Here is a 17,982-nt window from a genome sequence, read left to right on the forward strand (position 1 = left end):
GAATGTAACCAGCTGAGGCCGGATTGATTCATGGCAGACGTCTACATCATTTATGCCAAAGAAAACCGTGAAACCGCGGTGAAGGTACGAGATTTTCTTGTTACCTCCTGGACCGTGTGGATGGACGATTTGATCGTTGGCGACTTCAACCTTGCGATCAAGGAAAACATCCAGGAAGCCAAATGTGTGGTCGCATTATACTCGTCTTTTGCGAGCAAGCCGGCCGTCACAGGGGAGCTCAGCCTGGCGGAAAAATATCAGAAGAAGATCATCCCGCTCATTTTGGATGACAGCGACCCGCCCTACCCTTACGGGCACTTCAGCAGTGTTGATTTTCGCTTATGGCCAGGTGCTGCTGATCATCCGACCTTTCAACTGCTGCAGAAAAAAATAGGACTCGTCGTCCCTCCTCGTGCCAAACCTGCTCGGTTGACTGGCTTAGCCGGCGGCGCGCTGCCATTGCCCAATGTTTTCATGTCCGTTTCGTCGCATGAGACCCAGTTCGACCCACTGGACGCATTGTCCGCACTGAGAGTTCACGCCACCTCCTCCATGCTTGTATCGGCGTATGACTTGATTCATTCGGAATCAAAGTCCTCGATGATCGAGGAAATACGCGCTTACCGGGAAAACGGCGGGTTTGTGCTGATCGATTCGGGCAATTACGAAGCTCACCGCCTAGATGACACGCAGTGGAAACCCTCCCACCTAAAACAGGTATTGCTGAGCACGCCTCATGATTGGGCATTCTGCTTCGACAATATGAAGCCCAGTGACAATTTCGATATCGCGGTCAGGCAGGTGGTCAAGGCCGTGGAGCGTGATGCGAAGCACACCGCAGCGCAAATGCTCCCGATCATTCACGTAAAGCAGAATGAAAAAGGGCTTGCGCGGCTTCCTCGCATCGTCAAAGCAATATCAGAGCATCTGCGCCCGCCGATCATTGCCATTCCAGAGCGAGAGCTTGGTGCAGGGCTGGCTCAGCGAGCTTTGACTGTCAGGCAAATCAGGGATGAGCTGGACAAGCTGCCCTACTACCAGTCCATTCACTTGCTCGGCACGGGGAATCCTTGGAGCATCGCGGTGCTGGCCGCAGCGGGGGCCGACACGTTTGACGGTCTTGAATGGTGTCGATTTGCCGTAGACCCCGAATCAGAGCGGCTTCATCATTTTCAACATTACGATTTTTTCAGAACGAAAAGAATTCGAAGTGACTTTATGGATGTGGTCGATGCCGACGAAGATATCGGATACGCAGGCAAGGTAGCCTTCCACAATCTAGAGTACTATGGGGAGTTTGGTCGAGTCATGCGAGACATGTATTCGAGAGGCCGCGAAGAAGCATTCGCCATGGGCGTAACCGGCATAAAAAGTGCCGAGCTTCGAAAGCTATTCCCAGGAATATTTCTATGACCCCTTACAGCGCTGAAGCACTTTCCCGGGCCGTCGCTGCCGTCTGTCCGGACATTCGCACGCGCATCCAGACGGGCATGGTGTCCGACGAGCGCCACCTTTGGTGGGAACTTTCGTGCTGCATTTTAAGCAGTCAGGTCCCTTATTCTCTGGCCATGGCTGCTGCCGATGCTATTGATGAGCAAGGCTACTTGCACTGCGATGAGCAAAGCTCAGAACGTTTGGCTGAACAGTTGTTCGTCTTGCTAAGCACCCCGCTTGAAGTTGAAGGCAAAAAGCGAAGCTACAGGTTTCCACGAGCAAAAGCCCGTTACCTAGCTTCAACTTGGGTCGCCGTGACAAACGCCGGCGGATCGCTGAGCGCCTTGATCAGCGGTGATGTCAATGACGTTCGCGCGTGGTTGGTTGCACACGCGTCCGGCATGGGACCCAAGCAAGCCAGCATGTTCTTGCGCAATTGTGGGGTGACCTATGATTTGGCAATTCTTGATCGCCATGTACTGAATTATATGACGGCCCAAGGCATTTATTCGGGTGCGCAAGCGTCCATATCCGGACTGAATCAGTACGGCAGGCACGAAAACAAGCTTCGTGAACATGCGCAGGAACTGGATTGTCCAGTCGGCTTACTCGATTGGGCGATATGGATCGTGATGCGCGTTGCAAACCAAAAGCAGGAGGCAATTTTAGGATGAGCATCGTAACACTCGTTTCTGGAGGGCTGGACTCCACGCTGGTTGCTCAATTGGCGAAGGAACAAGGACTGCAGATTTTTCCGTTGTTCGTGAATTACGGTCAGCGTGCACTCAACCGTGAGCTCGCCGCCTGCAAGCTCGCCATGCATAAGCTCGGTCTTGTGGAACCTGAAATTGCTGACCTGTCCGGTTATGGCCGCTTGATACGCTCAGGCCTTACAGACCCTAGCCTGCATATCATTGACGATGCTTTCACCCCAGGCAGAAACATGCTGTTTTTGCTGACAGCCGCCGCTTATGCCCAACAGAAAAACGCAGATGCAATCTCCATTGGATTGCTCCACGAAAGCACCAGCCTGTTTCCAGACCAAACCTCTGGATTCCTTGCCGAAGCAGAGCGCATGATAACTTTATGCATGGGTCGAACGATCAAGGTACTCGCCCCGCTCTCATCCTTTACAAAGCCTGATGTAGTTGCGCTTGCGGCTGAAAAAGGCATCGATCAGACCTATTCCTGTCATTTGGGTGAAGAGCAGCCCTGCGGCAATTGCATTGCCTGCAACGAATTCAAATTTGAGGAACTTAGCAATGGGCGGTAGCAGCACGGGTGGATGGAGCCGGCTCGGTGATGTGAAGGCGTTGGAACAGAAAGCCAAGGCCGCGCTGAATGAGGGTAAGCGCAACGTTTTCATCAGCTTTGCCACAGAAGACATGGATGAGGTCAATCTGCTGCGTGGTCAGGCAAAAAATGAAAACAATGACATTGAGTTCAATGACCACTCGGTACGCGAGCCTTACGATAGTGAACAGGCGGAATACATCAAGCGCAAAATTACCGAGCGCATCAATCGCGCGTCCATCACGGTCGTTTTTGTTTCCAAAGAAACCGCCCAAAGCAAATGGGTGAAATGGGAGGTTGAGAAAAGCCTGGAGCTTGGCAAGAAGGTTGTTGCCGTGCATTCCGGCAAACAACTTCAAGGTGCGGCGCCAGTCTGGGTATCTGATCACAAGATCAAAATGGTTCCCTGGTCAGACCTTTCTGGTGAGTTAAAATAGCAATTCGTCAAGCAAGGCGTCTGCGAAAAAGCATGGCGCCCTGCTCTTCTAGTGACCGTTTAATGCTTGGACGGCATCACTTGTCCTTCCTGGCTTCCCATTGAGTGTGCTCGCGGGAGAACGCATTCTCCGCGTCCCCTACGAATGTGGATAAATGCCCGTCGTTACTTAGCCCCTCAGCTTGTTCTCGTATAAGCGTGATTTCATGGGCGGTAAGCGTGTACGACGCTGACAGCTCGGTGAAGCGCTTCGCCTGCATCCAGGTAAGAAGGGCCGCTGCGATCGCAATCAGTAAATCCGTGGGAAAATAGGCGTAGCCAACATTTGCAATTTTGGCGAGCGCACAGAGAAGCGCTGTGGCATTTACGATGATGAGTGCAATGAAAAAAACCTTCGCCGCGAGGGCATTGGAGTTGGCTTTGCTCGAATACCAACTCAACTGATCGTTGATTCGATGCGTCACGTACGTGTTGAGCCGTGTTTCGAACCCGTCAGCTCTCAACGATTTCATTTTGTTTGTAATCTGCTGCGCCGAAATGTGGCTGATCAACTTGTCCGATACCGCGGAGTTTTGACGAATCACCTGCGTTAACCTCTCCAGCAAATGCCTTTTCGCCGTGTCGTCATCCTCATGAAAGGGCTCTGCTCGGGACACATAGCGCCACGTTACGGTCTTAATCGACTCGGCCACCGCGCGAGCTGAATACCAAAGTCGTTCGGGCCTTTGTGTTGCCAGGTAAACCGAACTGGCCAACGCACCGGCCAGCAATGCAGCCTGTAACGCTGCAACGCTCCAGTGTGGATAGTTGATAACAGACATCGCAGCGGCAGCTACCAATAGCGTGAGATTCGCCAACAGTGCTGTCAGAAAGTGCTTTTGAGCTTCATCTGATATTTTATCAGCGGCTTGGTACAGACCTGGAAAATCAGAATGCTGCATTACCGCGCCTCATAGCCCAGTTGCCGGTAAATTTCTGGACGAAAGAAATAATCGCCTCGATCGCTGTTCGTTGGGTTGGCAAGGGCATAAGCGATGATATCCGGCGAGAATGGGACGAATACGGCCCCTACACCCTGCATGATGGGCGGACAAAGGTCGGTATTTAATTCGCGTCTCCCATCAATATTAATGCCGATGAGGTTGCAGCCCTTTTCGATCGCAACCTGTATTTCCCAGCGCACATACTTATGTTTCGATCGAGTGTCCTTGCCGATCAACAATGCAAAGGTCCCAGCCATGTCGATTCTTTCTCGACACTTGCGCTTGATGTAATCTTCATCCTCCGAGTTGATCGCCATGTTCAGTTGAAAGTCTGCAAAATTGAACTCGAACCGGCTATTTTTTCTCCATGCCCCCATCAACTCATACATATTGCGATCAGTGCTACTAAATCCCACAAATGTTCTTGGTAACCCCATCAAGCTGAACCTCATCTGATTGCGTAAAAATGATCATTCTGAAAACGCCTTCTAGCTTATTCCTGAACCGGTGCCAAGGCGGCCTGTCGAGCCGGCTCAATCGCCAACAAGTCGTTTTTGCCTGCCTCATAGGTCTCAATTTCCCAAGCCGCGGAAGCCGCTCCTTTGAAATGGAGCTCAAACGTGCTGCCTTGTACGGTGTCACCTGTGGCGAAATAACAATTGGCAAGCGTTGCATACACCCAGCGCTTATCTCTGCGCTCGATAAAGTCGGGAGACTCCAACGCAGGTAGCAAAATCCTCAAAATCGCCTCTCGGATTTTTCTCGCACACATGAAATCGAATACTTTTTCGGCCTCTTCCGTTTGAATCTGAGCGCGAAACTCGAAGCAAAGCGCAAGGTTTTCACCGTTGTAATAGTCGCGCTTGACCTCGAACCCTCGCCGGTAATACGCAATGGCAGCATCCAGTGAAGCTCTGTCCTGCTCAAGCAGCCAAATGCGTTTGGCGATAGCGCCTGCAATTCCAACGGTTTCTGGGTCGTTCGAGTTTTCAGGATTCAGAGGACGCAACACATCCATGGCTGCCCGTAGCGCTGCAATTTTGGTGGGTAGCCCCGCTTTATAAGTACTGAGTGCAAGCTTTTGCAGAATGTCCGGCTCACCAGGCTTCATGTCGCGCGCCGCGGCAAACTGAATACTCGCCAAATGTTGTTGGCTCTGCCCCATCAATCGCTCGCCTTTACGCATGTGCTGGGAGAGCTTTTGCTGGGCCGCTTCGGCTTCTTCAATCAATTCTTCAAATTGCTCATCCGTCATACGGGGCCGCTGAAGCTTGGGCAGGAAGGTGTAGACCGGGCTATCGACGGCTTGGGCAGCCATGACCGTTTCAATAAGATCACCAAGATCCTGCACTGCACGTTTAGCCTCGCGAGCCAGGATGTCTTCGCCAAAGTGAGAGTACTGAAATGTGCTGATGTGATTAAGGTCAAAGTACAGCTTGCCCTTGTCCTCGCTCATGACAATCGTCGAATTGGGTCTCAGTGCATGGCGCACGCCTAGTTCGTAAACCGCATTGACATTTCCGGTTGAAATATCTGCGATGACTAAGTCAGCCCTGAGCAGCATATCGTACATCTGCACGTCAATGAGGCCAGATTGCATAACCTCATCCGCTCTGACACATCGCAAGCCACGGCTGGTTACAGCAGGCTCGATGATCGTCTCGTACGTTGCATTGAGATCAAGCGTACGCCCGGTTTCGTACTCGGTTTTTTTGCCATAACCCATTACGACAAAGCATAACTTCATCACAAATTCCCCTCCCAGAAAACATTGCTCGACCGGAGCCATCGCTGCTCCCGGATGAAGCCTACACTTCACACGACCTCGTACATGCCAGGCGTCTGGTTAGGCGGCGTCGGTGGTAGCACTGGCGACCCTCATGCTCATCACGTCACCGTTCGATGAGAGCTCGCTTAACGCCTGAATTAAGCCATTGCAAAGCTATGTCCAAAAAATGGTGTTTACTGTACTGCCCTTGTCGAACCCAGTCCCTGCGCTAACAGGTCGAGAAAAAGCAACTGTTCATTTGAGTTAGTTTCCCGCGCATACAGCTTCGTAGAAGGCGCCATCGCGCATGCCAGAAGGTATCGAATCGCGCTATGGTCTCATTTGAAGAATAATGACACACCCACGCAAGGCGAATGAAAGTCTATGGTGATTACGTTGTGTCTTCAGTGCCATAGCTGGAGTGTAGCCATCATTGGCACCCACACGGTCTCACAGGTGTGCTGAAAATTTCAGGCGACGGCGGTGAAGCGCTTGATTTATCCGCTCCAATTGCGATGTTGAATGATTAGCCAGGAGCCACGACTGCGGAAAACGCTCAGACATAATCGTCTGACAAAGTGAGGCGCCTGAGCATACTCGTCATTGGTCAGATAGCTGGTGTCAACCTCAAGCACAGCGACTTCTCGACTATGGCCTCTAACCTTATTCTGTAGATCCGTGGTGTCCGCAAAGGCTCCAAGCAATGTCCCCGGTTAAGCCACCGTTGTTTTTTGGCATGCAGGACTACTTGAGGTGATTAAAGCGTGAGGCAACTTGCCTAATCGTCAGCCTGCATCTGACCAGGCTCTCCTGAGTCAGTGCAGGCAACCAAAAACGTGTTTGCCGACAGGTTATCTGTGTACCTGCTTGAACCGTAGTGGGTGATGTGAGCTTTTGACCGTTGTCCGCGTTCGAGTGCCAGTAATGCCTTGAGTGCCTGCACGACACTCATGCCGTCCCCGCTCTCTCTGGATGATAAATTCCACAGACATCACTGGCTGAAAGCTAGCCGTTCAGCTAAATCGAGAACTTGATTTCGGTCGTCTTTTTTCAGGCAGTGAAAGCACTGGAGCAGATGCGCCATCTCGTCATCTTCGCAGTAAAAATAGGCTGGCGGCAGATTCAGCACCGCCGCAATCTGCTGCACGGTGCTTTCCCCTGGTTGGTGAACACCTTTTTCGTACTGATTCATTCGGGCAGACGCTGACGCCGGCTCAATACCAGCGTCGATGCCCAAACGCTCCTGTGAAAAACCTCTCGCCTTGCGCGCCTCTTTCAGACGTTTACTAAACGTAGACATTTTCTCTTGGTCCAAAGACTAAGAGAGTCTTAGATTTTGTTTGACCGCTTACTAAGAGTTACTTAGGATTCCGTCGATGGCGTCGTTTTGATATCACGCCCAACTACTCACAAGGGGATCTTCTCAATGCAGGAAATGAAAATCGTCGATGGCCGGCTGAACGAAAAGTCGAGAGGATTGGGAGGCGATATGGTCAGCTACCATTATTGGAAAATAGACGGTAAGAAACTGGAGTCTCTCGAAATTCCCGATGTCCTGGACGCGCACATTGATGTGGGAAAGCCCATTCGGGTGACGTACCAGCCTGGCAAAGATAACGTCAACAGGATTTGGGCCATGCAAATCGAAGGTGAACCGGTTCGCTCGGTTGTCACGACACCCTTCGTCATCGTGTCCATGGGGCGGCTCAGTATTCTTCCTTTGGCGGTCGCCATTTTTACAATCTTCGTCGCCTACGGCTTCTGGCAAAACAGCGTGCACCACGGCGGTTTTCATGGCTCTCTGTATCAAATGCTCTGGCTCGCATTGAATCTGTTCGTCGCCTACCGGTACATGATTAAACCCATATTGATTATCAAACGGGGCATCACGGCTTTCCGTGAATATTGCGCCAGCACGCCTGTGGCTACGCCAGGGACACGGTAAAGAGAAAGTCGTGAGCGCGATCCATGAGAGCCGGATATGAATTTTATTGAACAGATTCAGCTTCATGCCGAGCAAGTATTTGGCGACAAAGCCAAGGCTGAGAATTGGCTGAATCAGCCGAAATCAGAATTCGGTGGATTCACCCCGCTGGAGCACGCTCACAGCGAAGCTGGATATCTAGTGGCCAAAGAGGCGCTTGAGCGAATCCGCCACGGGTACGCCTTCTGATCGTGAACACCCATCGGCCAGTTCACCGGCCAATGCCAGAGGACTCAACATGTTCGACTTTGGCCTCTGTCAAAACAGCAGCGATACGCTGCTCGAACAACACGGGAGGAAGAGCGTATGAACCGATGTCTCCTCGGTAGCATCGATACCCACGCCCGCCTTGTGGCCCGGTCAGCCGCCCAAAGCATGAATTTTCATCCCGTCTGGATGAGGCTGGCCGGTATGGAGGGTGAAAAATCCGGGTCTAGAAATTTTCGCCATTTAGATTGCATACACCATCTATAGGTGCTAATTTCACTTTCGCCACGAGAAATCGAGGCATCTCCTGAAATCACGCGTTATTTTGATTACCCTGTGGGCCGCCCTGCTTCTATGCCGTACTTTGGCAGGGCGGTTTTTTTAAAGATTGACGCGACGCAGTCGGACTTTCAGAGAGGCATCACAGCTCCTCCACAGAAGGAGCAAATCAGTCACCTCCTCCTTCAACCCATCCCCTACATCAAGCGAAGTCAGCTTCTGATCTAAGCCGTCAGAACAATGGGTATACGAGAGCATGGATTGCGTCTGCAGACGGGTCATGATCTTTTGATCGCCCCACTTCGAGTGACGTCGGAGCCTGAGGAGCTTGGAACTCAAGACTTGGTCATATTCGCCGTCAAGGCACCCTCATTACCTATCGCCGTCAAAAGCGCAAAGGCCCTGATCGGCCCGCATACGGTGATCATACCCGCGATAAATGGGTTGCCTTGGTGGTACTTCTTAAAGTCCTCTGCTGCGTTATCAGGAACGCGTTTGAAGGCTGTCGATCCTGAGGGCGTGATCGAAGCAAATCTTCCTACGGACGCTGTCCTCGGTTGCGTGGTGTTTCCGTCGTGTACGGTTCTGAGTCCTGGCGTGATCAAGCATATGTCCGGGAGCAAGATCGCTTTTGGAGAGCCTGCTGGGAACACCAGCAGGCGACTTTCAGACATCGCGAATATGTTTCACCATGCGGGTTTTGATGCCCACATCTGCGAAAACATACGTGAGGAAATATGGTTAAAGCTGCTCGGAAATGCGTGTTTCAATCCAGTCAGTCTCCTGGTCGGCAGCTCTACTGATGAGTTGATCGATGATCCACTGCTCAACGATTTGTTCATCGAAATGATGGATGAGGTGTTGGAGCTTGGACATCGGTTAAATATCTCACCCGAGATTGATTCACGGCAACGCATTGCCATTACTCGCAAGCTCGGAACGGTCAAGACATCGATGCTGCAAGACGTCGAAGGGTATAAACCCGTCGAAATCGAGGCTATTTTGGGTACTCTGGTTTCTGTCGCCGACCTGGCCGGAGCACCGATGCCACGTGTGCGTGCGGTGTACGCTTTGGCTCGTATGAGAGCGAAAAAGCTCGGTTTGTTACCGGGTTATTTGCTCAATTGATCAAGACAGCCCGGCCCGTTTGAGGTCGAAAGCTGTACGCAATGACCTCAACCCAGTGGAAGGCATCACCCTGCGCAAAGTTTCGTCCAACTCGAGGCAAAACTCGGCTGGTTCCCGATCATATAATCGTCTTCCATGACCACTGTCTTTAAGGGCGACACATACAAGATGAACCGGCTGGGCAGTTGCCGGCGACCATTTCCCAGATCGTAGAATGCGGTGCCACACACACCCTCGAAGGTCTTGGGTTTCGTGGTAGACAGATCTGACACTCTCAACGTTTTGACATCGCCTATGCCAGGAAATAAAGCTGCGTGAAACACCACTTTTTTCTCAAGTTCGCCCTGAGAATCACTACAAGCGGCGAGCAGGCAGAAACCAATATTTATCATCAAAAATTGCAGCTGGCGAGATCTGTTCAAGGTCCCCTACTCCATGGTGATGTGAAAAGCGTAACGCCACACATTTCGACTGGCGACACCCCTGATCCGCTCACCCAACAGACCAAAACGGACATAGCGCGAATCTACAGCATTTGGACTTCTCTGTTCGAGCGCAGTGGCTCTACCGAATTTCTATGCGGCTCTTTCGGCATCGTGGATGCAATGTACGCTCCGGTCCTCCTTCGCTTACGGCGCTACGGTATCTCTATTCCTGCCGAACTCCAGGCTTACGCGCACAATGCCTTCAATTATCCGCCCGTGTTGAAATGGATCGAGCTCGCTGAGTAAAACTAATCGTCGGCAACCGTCTGACTCCGCTTGGGGTTGCCAACGGGGCAGTTGAGCAACTTTGAAGATACTGCACACAAGAGATCCTCTACCTTGTGCGCTTGATTTGCACCGCGCGTATCACGATTTTATTGAAGTATTGGCCTAGGGAAACTGCCGCCCCGCCCTTGATGGTTCGTGCGATTGATTTCTGAAGTATGCGTTGCGGGGCAAAGCGCTTTTCTTCACCCGTATTTCACAACAACCCGCCTATCTCGACGATGCATTGCGTGCGTTGTACCATCGCATCATCGAACGCAGTGATAGCTAATAGCTACCGTATGTTTACCTAGCAGGGACAGCTTATGCGCAAAGTTTTGCGACCCGTTTCGCCCCCCGAATTCCTGACTTCGCCCCGCGTACACGAAGAAAAAGCAAAGATTCTTGCGTATCTGCGTCGAGATCAAAGGGATCGCTTGCAGCGTCGAGACAATTTGAACGAGGAGCTGTTCTTTGACACATCCTTGATTAACGACCTGCGGCGCTTGTTTCAGAATAAGTGCGCGTTCTGTGAGACACGTACAGTGTCCTACGGTCGTGTCCTGCACATGCGCCCTTTACGTTCGGTCTACGACTCGACGAAGGTGAATTCAGATTATTACCTCTGGCTAGCATTTGAATGGCGTAACTTGTTTTACACCTGTGAATATTGCGCAAAAGCCAAGCTGGATCAGTTTCCGGTCGTCGGCGTCAGGGCTCCCTATCTGGCATCTTTTGAGGACGTTCAAAAATACGAAGTGCCGTTACTGCTCGATCCTACCTATGATGAGCCCAGTAAAGACCTCGACTTTCATTCCAACGGCCTAGTCGTTGGGAACTCAAAAAAAGGGTTGGCAACCATCGAAGTCTTCGGTCTAAATCGAGACGAATTGGTGTCTGCCCGCAGGCTGCGCATTCAGGAGTTCTTTGACTCGCTGGTTTTCGAAGGTAAGGAAGCCCCTCTGAGCGTGATGCTTGATCCTGATTCAGAACATTTGGGCGCTCTGCTAAGTGTTATCAAGAAAATTTCCAAGGCGTGGTCATTTAACGGCCCCCCCATACGAGGGAACGGCTCCAGCCTCAGTCGAGGCTTTATCGATGCTTGGACGAGAGCTTCTGAACAAGAACGGATGCAGTTGCCGGGTGTGCTGGATGAGCTTCAACGCGAGGCTCAGCGAGTGCTCACGTCTCCCCCTAAGTTCGATATCACGGAAGATGACGGACTCGACGATGTCTACCAACCCAAAATGAAGGAAGGTGAGATCTCGACGATAAAGATCTCAAATTTCAAAGCGCTCGAAAACCTCACCCTCACGATGGCCTCCAGCCGGCGGGCTAGCACCGGATGGCCCTCACTGATGATTCTGGGCGAGAACTCCACTGGAAAATCCAGCGTCTTGTGCGCAATTGCCCTTGCGCTTATAGGTCGCAAGGAAGCTGCAAAGCTTCGAAAATATATTCCCGACCTCGTGCACAGCGTCGACACCAGCCGCCATGATCAGCTTGAAAACAGACTGGTCGATGTGAGTATCGGTTTTCACTACTCAGAGCACGTGGCGTCGTTTAGCTACGCGCCCGAGCTGCGTGAGATCCGAGGCTCTGATAGCCCTGCAACAGTAGTTATTGGCTATGGTCCTCGACGTTTTTTTGATTACAAGAAGCAACATTTGCCCGACGGGGCTGCGGCGCGCGTCAGAACGCTGTTCAATCCCTTAGCAACAATCCCCTACCCCGGCGCCTGGCTTGCAGAACAGACCGGCTCAACATTCAATACGATTGCCGCCGCGCTGCGAATCGTACTTGCTCTGGATGAAAAGGATGAGTTGATACGTTATGGCGATGACCTGGCGGTACGTGCCAATGGCCGTACTACGACGATCAACTCGCTCAGCGAGGGCTACCGTTCCGTCTTCGTCATGACCGTCGATATCATCCGGGAGTTGTTGGACCACTGGGACGACATTGAACAGGCCCAAGCCGTTGTACTGATTGACGAGTTGGAGACCCATCTGCACCCTCGATGGAAAATGCAGGTGATGACTGCGCTACGGCGGGTATTTCCGCGTGTTCAGTTTATCGTTACGACACATGATCCGTTGTGTCTTCGCGGCATGGATGATCCGGAAGTGATCGTATTGCGCCGGGATTCGGATAGCTTTATCAAGCCCGTGGAAGATTTACCAAGCTTTAAGAGCATGACCGCTGAACAGCTTTTTACCTCAGATTACTTTGGCCTTAACAGCACAACTGATCCCTCTACCTCCATTGAGTTTGCTCGGTTAGCAGGGGACGTCGTCCGGAGATCGCCTGAGGGAAACTTGGAAGTCGCGCCGGCGAAGGAAACAGAAGAGTTGATCAATCGATTGGTCCTAGGCGACAGCGTCAGCGAACAGGTCGTCCAGGAGGCTCTCATGAAATATCTTGAGCAACGAGAGGCCAAAAAAGGCGATGTGCTTCCCGAGCTTCGGGAAGAGGCCGTCGATGCGGTCATTAAGGCGCTTACCGAAGAATGGGAAGGCTAAAATGCGCTTTATAGATCGTAGTTCGGTGCCAGAACCCTCTTCATTGAAAGATCCAAGCGATGCCGTAAGAAGAGAAAAAGAAGCGGCGTTGCGGTACTACACCGCATCAGCGAGGGTGGCCGGAGAGAAGCTCACAAGCTATACATTCACTGAGTATAGTGCTGGGGATGTAACCACCACGTTACGTCGTCTGTTCAACAATAAGTGTGCCTACTGTGAGGGTTACCTTTCTGACGATGTAGACATTGAGCATTTTCGGCCCAAGGGTGGGATTACCGAAGATGGTACACACGATGGATATTGGTGGTTAACCCATTCCTGGACCAACCTTCTCGCATCCTGCAAGCACTGCAATCAGAGCAGGTACAACCACCTTGTTGCGCAACATGCAACGGTTGCTGATGTTTTAAAGCTTCAGGCTACTACTGCTAGAACAGCTTATGGAAAGGCAAACCAGTTCCCCATCCAGGGGCTGCGTGCTACCTATACGGCTTCGGATCTTGACGCGGAACAGGCTTTGCTTATTGATCCCACCGCTGAGAACCCCGCACCTTATTTTGAATGGTCGCGAGAGGGGCACTATAGCGTCGTACTCCCTCGGCCCACTGACGACCGGACGCAGGCCAGAGGCTTGGCGGCGATCAACGTCTTTGCCCTAAATAGGCTTTATCTCGTGAAGGATCGCACGGAACGGCTAAACGAACTTCGAACGCATGCCCAATCGATCGTTCAGTCGCTTGAAAAAGACATGCGAGTAGGTGGCAGCCAAGAATGCCTTGATGAGGCTTTGGAGCGCGTTCGTATTCTCCGGACCTACCATAATCCGTCAAAGAGACACACGGCGATGGTGGAAGCCTTTGTAGATGAATTTGTCGCCGCACTCAGAGATCGGGTTGCATCGAACGCTCAGCCCGTTGCAATGAACAGTTTTATGCCGCATCCATCCGATGAGGACGAAATCGATGAAGACACCTAATGCAGGTGAGCGACCTCACAAAAGTTGAACTCGGTCGTGAGCGCGAATTATGGTGGTGTCGACTCGGGGAGACCCGTATGAGCAACACCACCGATCAGCTCCTGGCCTCCCATACCGAATTCAAGGCGCCAATCAAAGCGCTTTGCCGTCTCAATCCGATATGACTGGATCTGGCAACACCTTTGCATCCACGCACGCGATACGCGAGACAGCGCCAATCTTTCTGGTGCCCTCCTCACGATGACTCCGTCGTGGAAAACAAAGGTCTTCACCCAAACGCTCCCACTCGCTCTCAACCGTCTGCCAAATCCTGATCGACATCGTCGGATGGTCCATGATCTGGGTCACGTCCGTCCATCATCGCCGCGAGACGACGGACCGAGGTTGTGAGCCATTCAATTCCAGCCGATCTATTGTCATTGAGCATAGCTGCGATCACAGGTGAAAAAATCTCTAAGTCCAACATCTCTTCAAGATTGCTGCGAGACGTTCTTACGCCTGGAGGAGTGATCAGGGCGGCAAAGGTACTGACCGCTTCCCAACTATTCAGCTGGGAAGTCAGACTTGACCTCAGGGTTTCATCCCACTGCCTGCTGTTAATCAAGCAATAAAACGTCTCGGTATCCGGCAGTCGTCGCAAAACAATTCCATCAACCACTGCCGCGCGGTAGCGGGGAATTTCCCGTTGCTGAAGAGCGACAGTCTCACTCTGGTTGTAGATCTCGTCGTTATTGCTTTGTACAGGGTATGGCGTCAGCCCGTGGGCAAACAAGTGCTTGCGGAGGATCCAGGGGGCGATCAACAAATCCCCCGCCTGTATCAGCGACTCGACGACAGCTCTAACGTGACGACGGCCATCTGGCACTGCTCGCGCTAGTCGCCAAAGCAATGTGCTCGAATCATCAACCAACCTTCCCGTTGAGTCTTGGTCGGTGATCCAGTCATGAGTGCGGGTTAGCGCGTGAGACATGGCCACCCAAAAATTGCAGTCGCCGGAACGTGGCAGCGCGGGCAATAGATCTTCGATTCGATCCAGTAAATCGTCGATCCGATCTCCCTGGATGAGCTGACGCAGCTCATGGGCCAAAGTGGCGGGGTCTTCAAGCGACCAAAGCGCCTCTATATCCCTCCTGGACAACGTCCCGGGAGGGTTGCCAAGGTAGAGCAACCGGATGAGATTTCTACGTTTAGCAATTCTGTTGCCATCTGAATGATCTTCGGACAGCTGACGATCAGCTTGAAAGCGCGGAAACATGAGAGAAATGATCGCCAGATGAGCGCTGGCAACGTTGCCTAGAATTCCGACTAACGTCTCCGCAGAGTCATCGCTCTCTCTGCGATAGGCCATTCGCCGGCTAAGCTCCTCAAGACCTGGATCATCGACTAATTCCTGCACGTTGTCTGCGATCAGCTGGCGCAAGCCTGGCGACTTCGCCACTAGCCAGCAGTATCCGAGGAGATCGTAGGGGCAGATTTCGTCACGCAGCATTTCCTCCAGCACCGAGAACGCGCCAATCAGCCGCTTAATTTCACGCGGCGTGCGAACGACACGAAGCAGCTCATCGAATATTTCGGTCTGGTGCCGCGCAGTGGCTACTGGCAGGACAACTCCATTGTTGCGCAACGATACTTGCAGTAATGCCCTTGCATCGTCATTGAATAGAGGTCGCAGCGGAATGGCGAATTGGATGATTTTTTCCAAATAGCTTTCCCCCGTCCGTCGTCTATCCTCTGCGCTATCTCCCCTTCCTAGGGCTTGAGTCACGCGCTCTGGATCGTAAGCCACAAGGTAAGAAATACCCTTGATATCTCCCACTGCTTTGACGAGTTGGGCCACCGCGCGCACCTCTTCATCCTCTACGCGGTCAAGCTCGTCAATCAACACAACCACAGCCACATTCTCTTGTCCGAGCTTCGTCTCCAATGCTTTTCGCTCTTGGTTTACTGAAAGATCCTTTGGCTTCAAAAGGCCCTTCAATCCTTGGACGATCCATCTCTTCCAGAAGACCGTGGTCACCCCTCCTCCAATAAAGATGTCGACGATCCCCGCGGCGGTTGATCCCGCCACCTCGATGGCGGTTTTATAACGTTCCAGCTGTCCCTGAAGCGCTTTCGCCTTCTCACTTGTACTTTGGCCCAGTGCATCCCTGAGGCTGTTGAAGTACGCCTGCATGAGTTCGTCTCGCCCCTTGAATAGCCAGGGGTTCAACGTCGCCACGACGACTTCGTCCATCGTTCGGAACTCTTCGCTTAGCATGTTGAGCACACTGGACTTACCCAGCCCCCACTCCCCCGTGAGGCCAACGACGAAACCTGTCGCCCTTCGAGTGGTGACCTTGCCGTCAGCATCGAGCTCCGTATGCACCAGAGTTCTCACGAGACTGGCGACGAAAGGCTTGCGCTCCAAAGCATCGGCCTGGGAGTCTTCAATGGCTCGGTCTTGGCGGGCCGTGTGATTGATGCTTTCCATACGTTGGGCAAATTCCATTATCGAGAGAAACATCGGTCGCCTTCAGGTCGTGAGAGCGTCCGCACTGCGTTCTGAGTATTGAAGATGGCTTAAGCCGCTGGTGCCAGCAATTTCCAGCTCTTAGTGCGTGAAAGGCGGAACGTGCAGGCCAGTGTCCGTCACAGCAGGCATTCGTCAGGTGTGGAAATGCATGGACGTGACCATCCTTTTGCATTGTCGCTGACCGTTCAATTGAATCTGTGCTGACCAATCGTTTGTATTCGTTTTGGCTAGCACAATCTGTAGTGAAGACAGGCAGAGGACGGCCCGAAGCAGACATTCAGTTTTGCTTAGGAAATGCGAGCCGATTCATCGGTATTAAACTCGGCTAGCCTGAATACCCGAGTTATTTAGCAGTGGTCAGATCAAAGAGGTGTTGGTCAACGCTTTTGCTGCTTTCGGGTAACTTCATTGAAAGCTCTTGGAGCAATGCCGAACAGTGGATAAGGAAGAACTCGCCAGCAATATCGTCTAGGTCGCCGCCGACAGCTTGGACATGCACGTCGACCAGTGAGCGTCGGGCTGACAGCAAGATCACAGGGCCATTTCCTGTGCGCGGGTAGAGATTTAACTCCCACCGTATTGCAGAGCGGAGGTTCAAGTTGCCGAGTAGCTCATTTAGGAAGGTCACATCTTCTTCGGTGATGGGTTCGACGCACCATGCTCCGATACCGACTGAAAGGTCTGGAATGCCAGCAGTAGCGGGTTTTACGTGGTCATAAATCTCGCCTGCTACGATCCCGCTCCAAAGCGTAAGATAGGCTTCATGCAGTTTATTGCCACCGTTACTTAACGCCCAACCAAAGAACTCGGGCGCGGCAAAGTAGCCGATGCCAGCCCCGTGCGGAGCTTTAAGCTGTTGCAAATCCACTTTCTGGAGTGAGACTTTCAGGCGGTTATCGGCGATTCTGCCAAGCCCAAATAGTCCATCAATGAGCCGTTGGTAGGCGGGATAGGCGGTAATGTCTTCAAGTGCGATGCGGGTGCCGCTCATGCCATTCTCTCCAAGGAACGAAGCCAATTGCTGGGTCAGATAGTCCAACGCGGTGGGCTTTACAGTCGGGCAGTTGCCCGCGAATGCTCGCAGGTAACGTTCAACGCTACGCCAGTAGATCGTCTCACGGTTCCACTGGGCGGGCGGCAGTGTAGAGTGTGTAATCAGGACAAGACCGCCGTAGGGCTCTGTCCGATCCTCTCTGTAAGATTCGTATAGGGATAGTTGATCGGCATCACCCAAAGTGTCTTGGTACTGAGTGAAGCCGGCTGCAATCTTGTTCTCGACGATTAGGAAAAAATCCTGGCCGCGCCCGATAAGGTCCGGTCGTTTCCCTGTTGCCCGGTGTCCGGGGCCAATGACATGCTGCGTTTCCCAGACGAGGTCATTAAGGTCGACTTGGTTACCTAACTGACCCGGTTTCAGCTTGAATAAGCCGGTCAGCACCTCGGTGATTCTGCCAGACAGGGTCACCTGACGCAGCCATTCGGCTAGCAGCTCAGTGAGAAAATCCTCGAAAGGCGAGCGTACATCGTTCTGGCGAAATGCGAACAGACGATCGAAAAAACTCATACCTATCCCTGGTGAATGGGGTCAATTTGCACATTCTGTCATAACGTTACCTTCGTCGAGGGCATTCTGCTTTTTTCGCTTTAATTAGCTGAACACGCGTGTCTCGAAGTAGGCCTCCCCCTTAGTGTCGCGCTTAAGGTGTGGCGC

General features: G+C 52.2%; 16 protein-coding genes. 10 read left to right on the plus strand and 6 right to left on the minus strand.

Going from position 1 to position 17,982, the window contains the following annotated elements; all coding sequences use genetic code 11:
- The first annotated feature begins 30 nt into the window (after positions 1 to 30).
- The 4 genes from VD17_RS17950 to VD17_RS17965 are packed head-to-tail and all read left to right on the plus strand — an operon-like array spanning position 31 to position 3,164.
- Positions 31 to 1,413, plus strand: a complete 1,383-nt coding sequence (locus VD17_RS17950; RefSeq protein ID WP_046054948.1) for a toll/interleukin-1 receptor domain-containing protein — start codon at positions 31 to 33, stop codon at positions 1,411 to 1,413.
- Positions 1,410 to 2,108 carry an 8-oxoguanine DNA glycosylase gene (locus VD17_RS17955; RefSeq protein ID WP_046054949.1) on the plus strand — a complete coding sequence of 233 codons (699 nt, stop codon included), beginning with the start codon at positions 1,410 to 1,412 and terminating at the stop codon, positions 2,106 to 2,108. Before VD17_RS17950 ends, VD17_RS17955 begins: the two co-directional genes overlap by 4 nt.
- A complete protein-coding gene (locus VD17_RS17960; RefSeq protein WP_046054950.1) occupies positions 2,105 to 2,707 on the plus strand; it encodes a 7-cyano-7-deazaguanine synthase in 603 nt (200 codons plus the stop codon). Before VD17_RS17955 ends, VD17_RS17960 begins: the two co-directional genes overlap by 4 nt.
- On the plus strand, positions 2,697 to 3,164 hold the full coding sequence (locus tag VD17_RS17965) for a TIR domain-containing protein (protein WP_046054951.1): 468 nt from the start codon (positions 2,697 to 2,699) through the stop codon (positions 3,162 to 3,164). Before VD17_RS17960 ends, VD17_RS17965 begins: the two co-directional genes overlap by 11 nt.
- A gap of 76 nt (positions 3,165 to 3,240) precedes the next feature.
- On the opposite strand, the gene VD17_RS17970 is transcribed toward VD17_RS17965, so the two are convergent.
- The 4 genes from VD17_RS17970 to VD17_RS17985 form a co-directional block, all read right to left on the minus strand.
- Positions 3,241 to 4,104: a DUF4231 domain-containing protein gene (locus VD17_RS17970; RefSeq protein ID WP_046054952.1), complete on the minus strand. Its 864-nt coding sequence runs from the start codon at positions 4,102 to 4,104 to the stop codon at positions 3,241 to 3,243.
- On the minus strand, positions 4,104 to 4,598 hold the full coding sequence (locus VD17_RS17975) for a TIR domain-containing protein (RefSeq protein WP_311132808.1): 495 nt from the start codon (positions 4,596 to 4,598) through the stop codon (positions 4,104 to 4,106). The genes VD17_RS17970 and VD17_RS17975 overlap by 1 nt, the downstream gene beginning before the upstream one ends.
- Positions 4,599 to 4,639: 41 nt before the next feature.
- Positions 4,640 to 5,935: a DUF4071 domain-containing protein gene (locus VD17_RS17980; RefSeq protein WP_259674571.1), complete on the minus strand. Its 1,296-nt coding sequence runs from the start codon at positions 5,933 to 5,935 to the stop codon at positions 4,640 to 4,642.
- A 970-nt stretch (positions 5,936 to 6,905) separates the two neighbouring features.
- A complete protein-coding gene (locus tag VD17_RS17985; protein ID WP_046054953.1) occupies positions 6,906 to 7,214 on the minus strand; it encodes a helix-turn-helix domain-containing protein in 309 nt (102 codons plus the stop codon).
- 126 nt (positions 7,215 to 7,340) lie between these two features.
- On the opposite strand from VD17_RS17985, the gene VD17_RS17990 reads away from it, so the two are divergent.
- From VD17_RS17990 to VD17_RS18020, 6 genes are all read left to right on the plus strand, one after another.
- The gene (locus tag VD17_RS17990; RefSeq protein WP_046054954.1) at positions 7,341 to 7,859 is read left to right on the plus strand and encodes a hypothetical protein; all 519 of its coding nucleotides are present in this window, start codon (positions 7,341 to 7,343) and stop codon (positions 7,857 to 7,859) included.
- A gap of 36 nt (positions 7,860 to 7,895) precedes the next feature.
- Positions 7,896 to 8,087, plus strand: a complete 192-nt coding sequence (locus VD17_RS17995) for an MbcA/ParS/Xre antitoxin family protein (protein ID WP_046054955.1) — start codon at positions 7,896 to 7,898, stop codon at positions 8,085 to 8,087.
- A 537-nt stretch (positions 8,088 to 8,624) separates the two neighbouring features.
- Positions 8,625 to 9,512 carry a ketopantoate reductase family protein gene (locus VD17_RS18000; protein WP_080932026.1) on the plus strand — a complete coding sequence of 296 codons (888 nt, stop codon included), beginning with the start codon at positions 8,625 to 8,627 and terminating at the stop codon, positions 9,510 to 9,512.
- A 314-nt stretch (positions 9,513 to 9,826) separates the two neighbouring features.
- A complete protein-coding gene (locus VD17_RS31235; protein ID WP_052962705.1) occupies positions 9,827 to 10,243 on the plus strand; it encodes a hypothetical protein in 417 nt (138 codons plus the stop codon).
- Positions 10,244 to 10,587: 344 nt separating this feature from the next.
- On the plus strand, positions 10,588 to 12,783 hold the full coding sequence (locus tag VD17_RS18015; protein ID WP_046054957.1) for an AAA family ATPase: 2,196 nt from the start codon (positions 10,588 to 10,590) through the stop codon (positions 12,781 to 12,783).
- Position 12,784: 1 nt separating this feature from the next.
- Complete coding sequence (locus VD17_RS18020) at positions 12,785 to 13,759, plus strand: hypothetical protein (RefSeq protein WP_185753174.1); 975 nt, start codon at positions 12,785 to 12,787, stop codon at positions 13,757 to 13,759.
- A gap of 292 nt (positions 13,760 to 14,051) precedes the next feature.
- Here the strand turns inward: VD17_RS18020 and VD17_RS18025 are convergent, their stop codons facing one another.
- Together VD17_RS18025 and VD17_RS31240 are read right to left on the minus strand one after the other, a co-directional pair.
- Complete coding sequence (locus VD17_RS18025) at positions 14,052 to 16,247, minus strand: KAP family NTPase (protein ID WP_185753175.1); 2,196 nt, start codon at positions 16,245 to 16,247, stop codon at positions 14,052 to 14,054.
- Between the two features lie 367 nt (positions 16,248 to 16,614).
- Positions 16,615 to 17,835, minus strand: coding sequence for a hypothetical protein (locus VD17_RS31240; protein WP_052962706.1), 1,221 nt, complete (start codon positions 17,833 to 17,835; stop codon positions 16,615 to 16,617).
- Between the last annotated feature and the right edge of the window lie 147 nt (positions 17,836 to 17,982).

Origin of the sequence: Pseudomonas fluorescens (assembly GCF_000968015.1) — a bacterium.
Taxonomy (GTDB): Bacteria; Pseudomonadota; Gammaproteobacteria; order Pseudomonadales; family Pseudomonadaceae; genus Aquipseudomonas; species Aquipseudomonas fluorescens_W.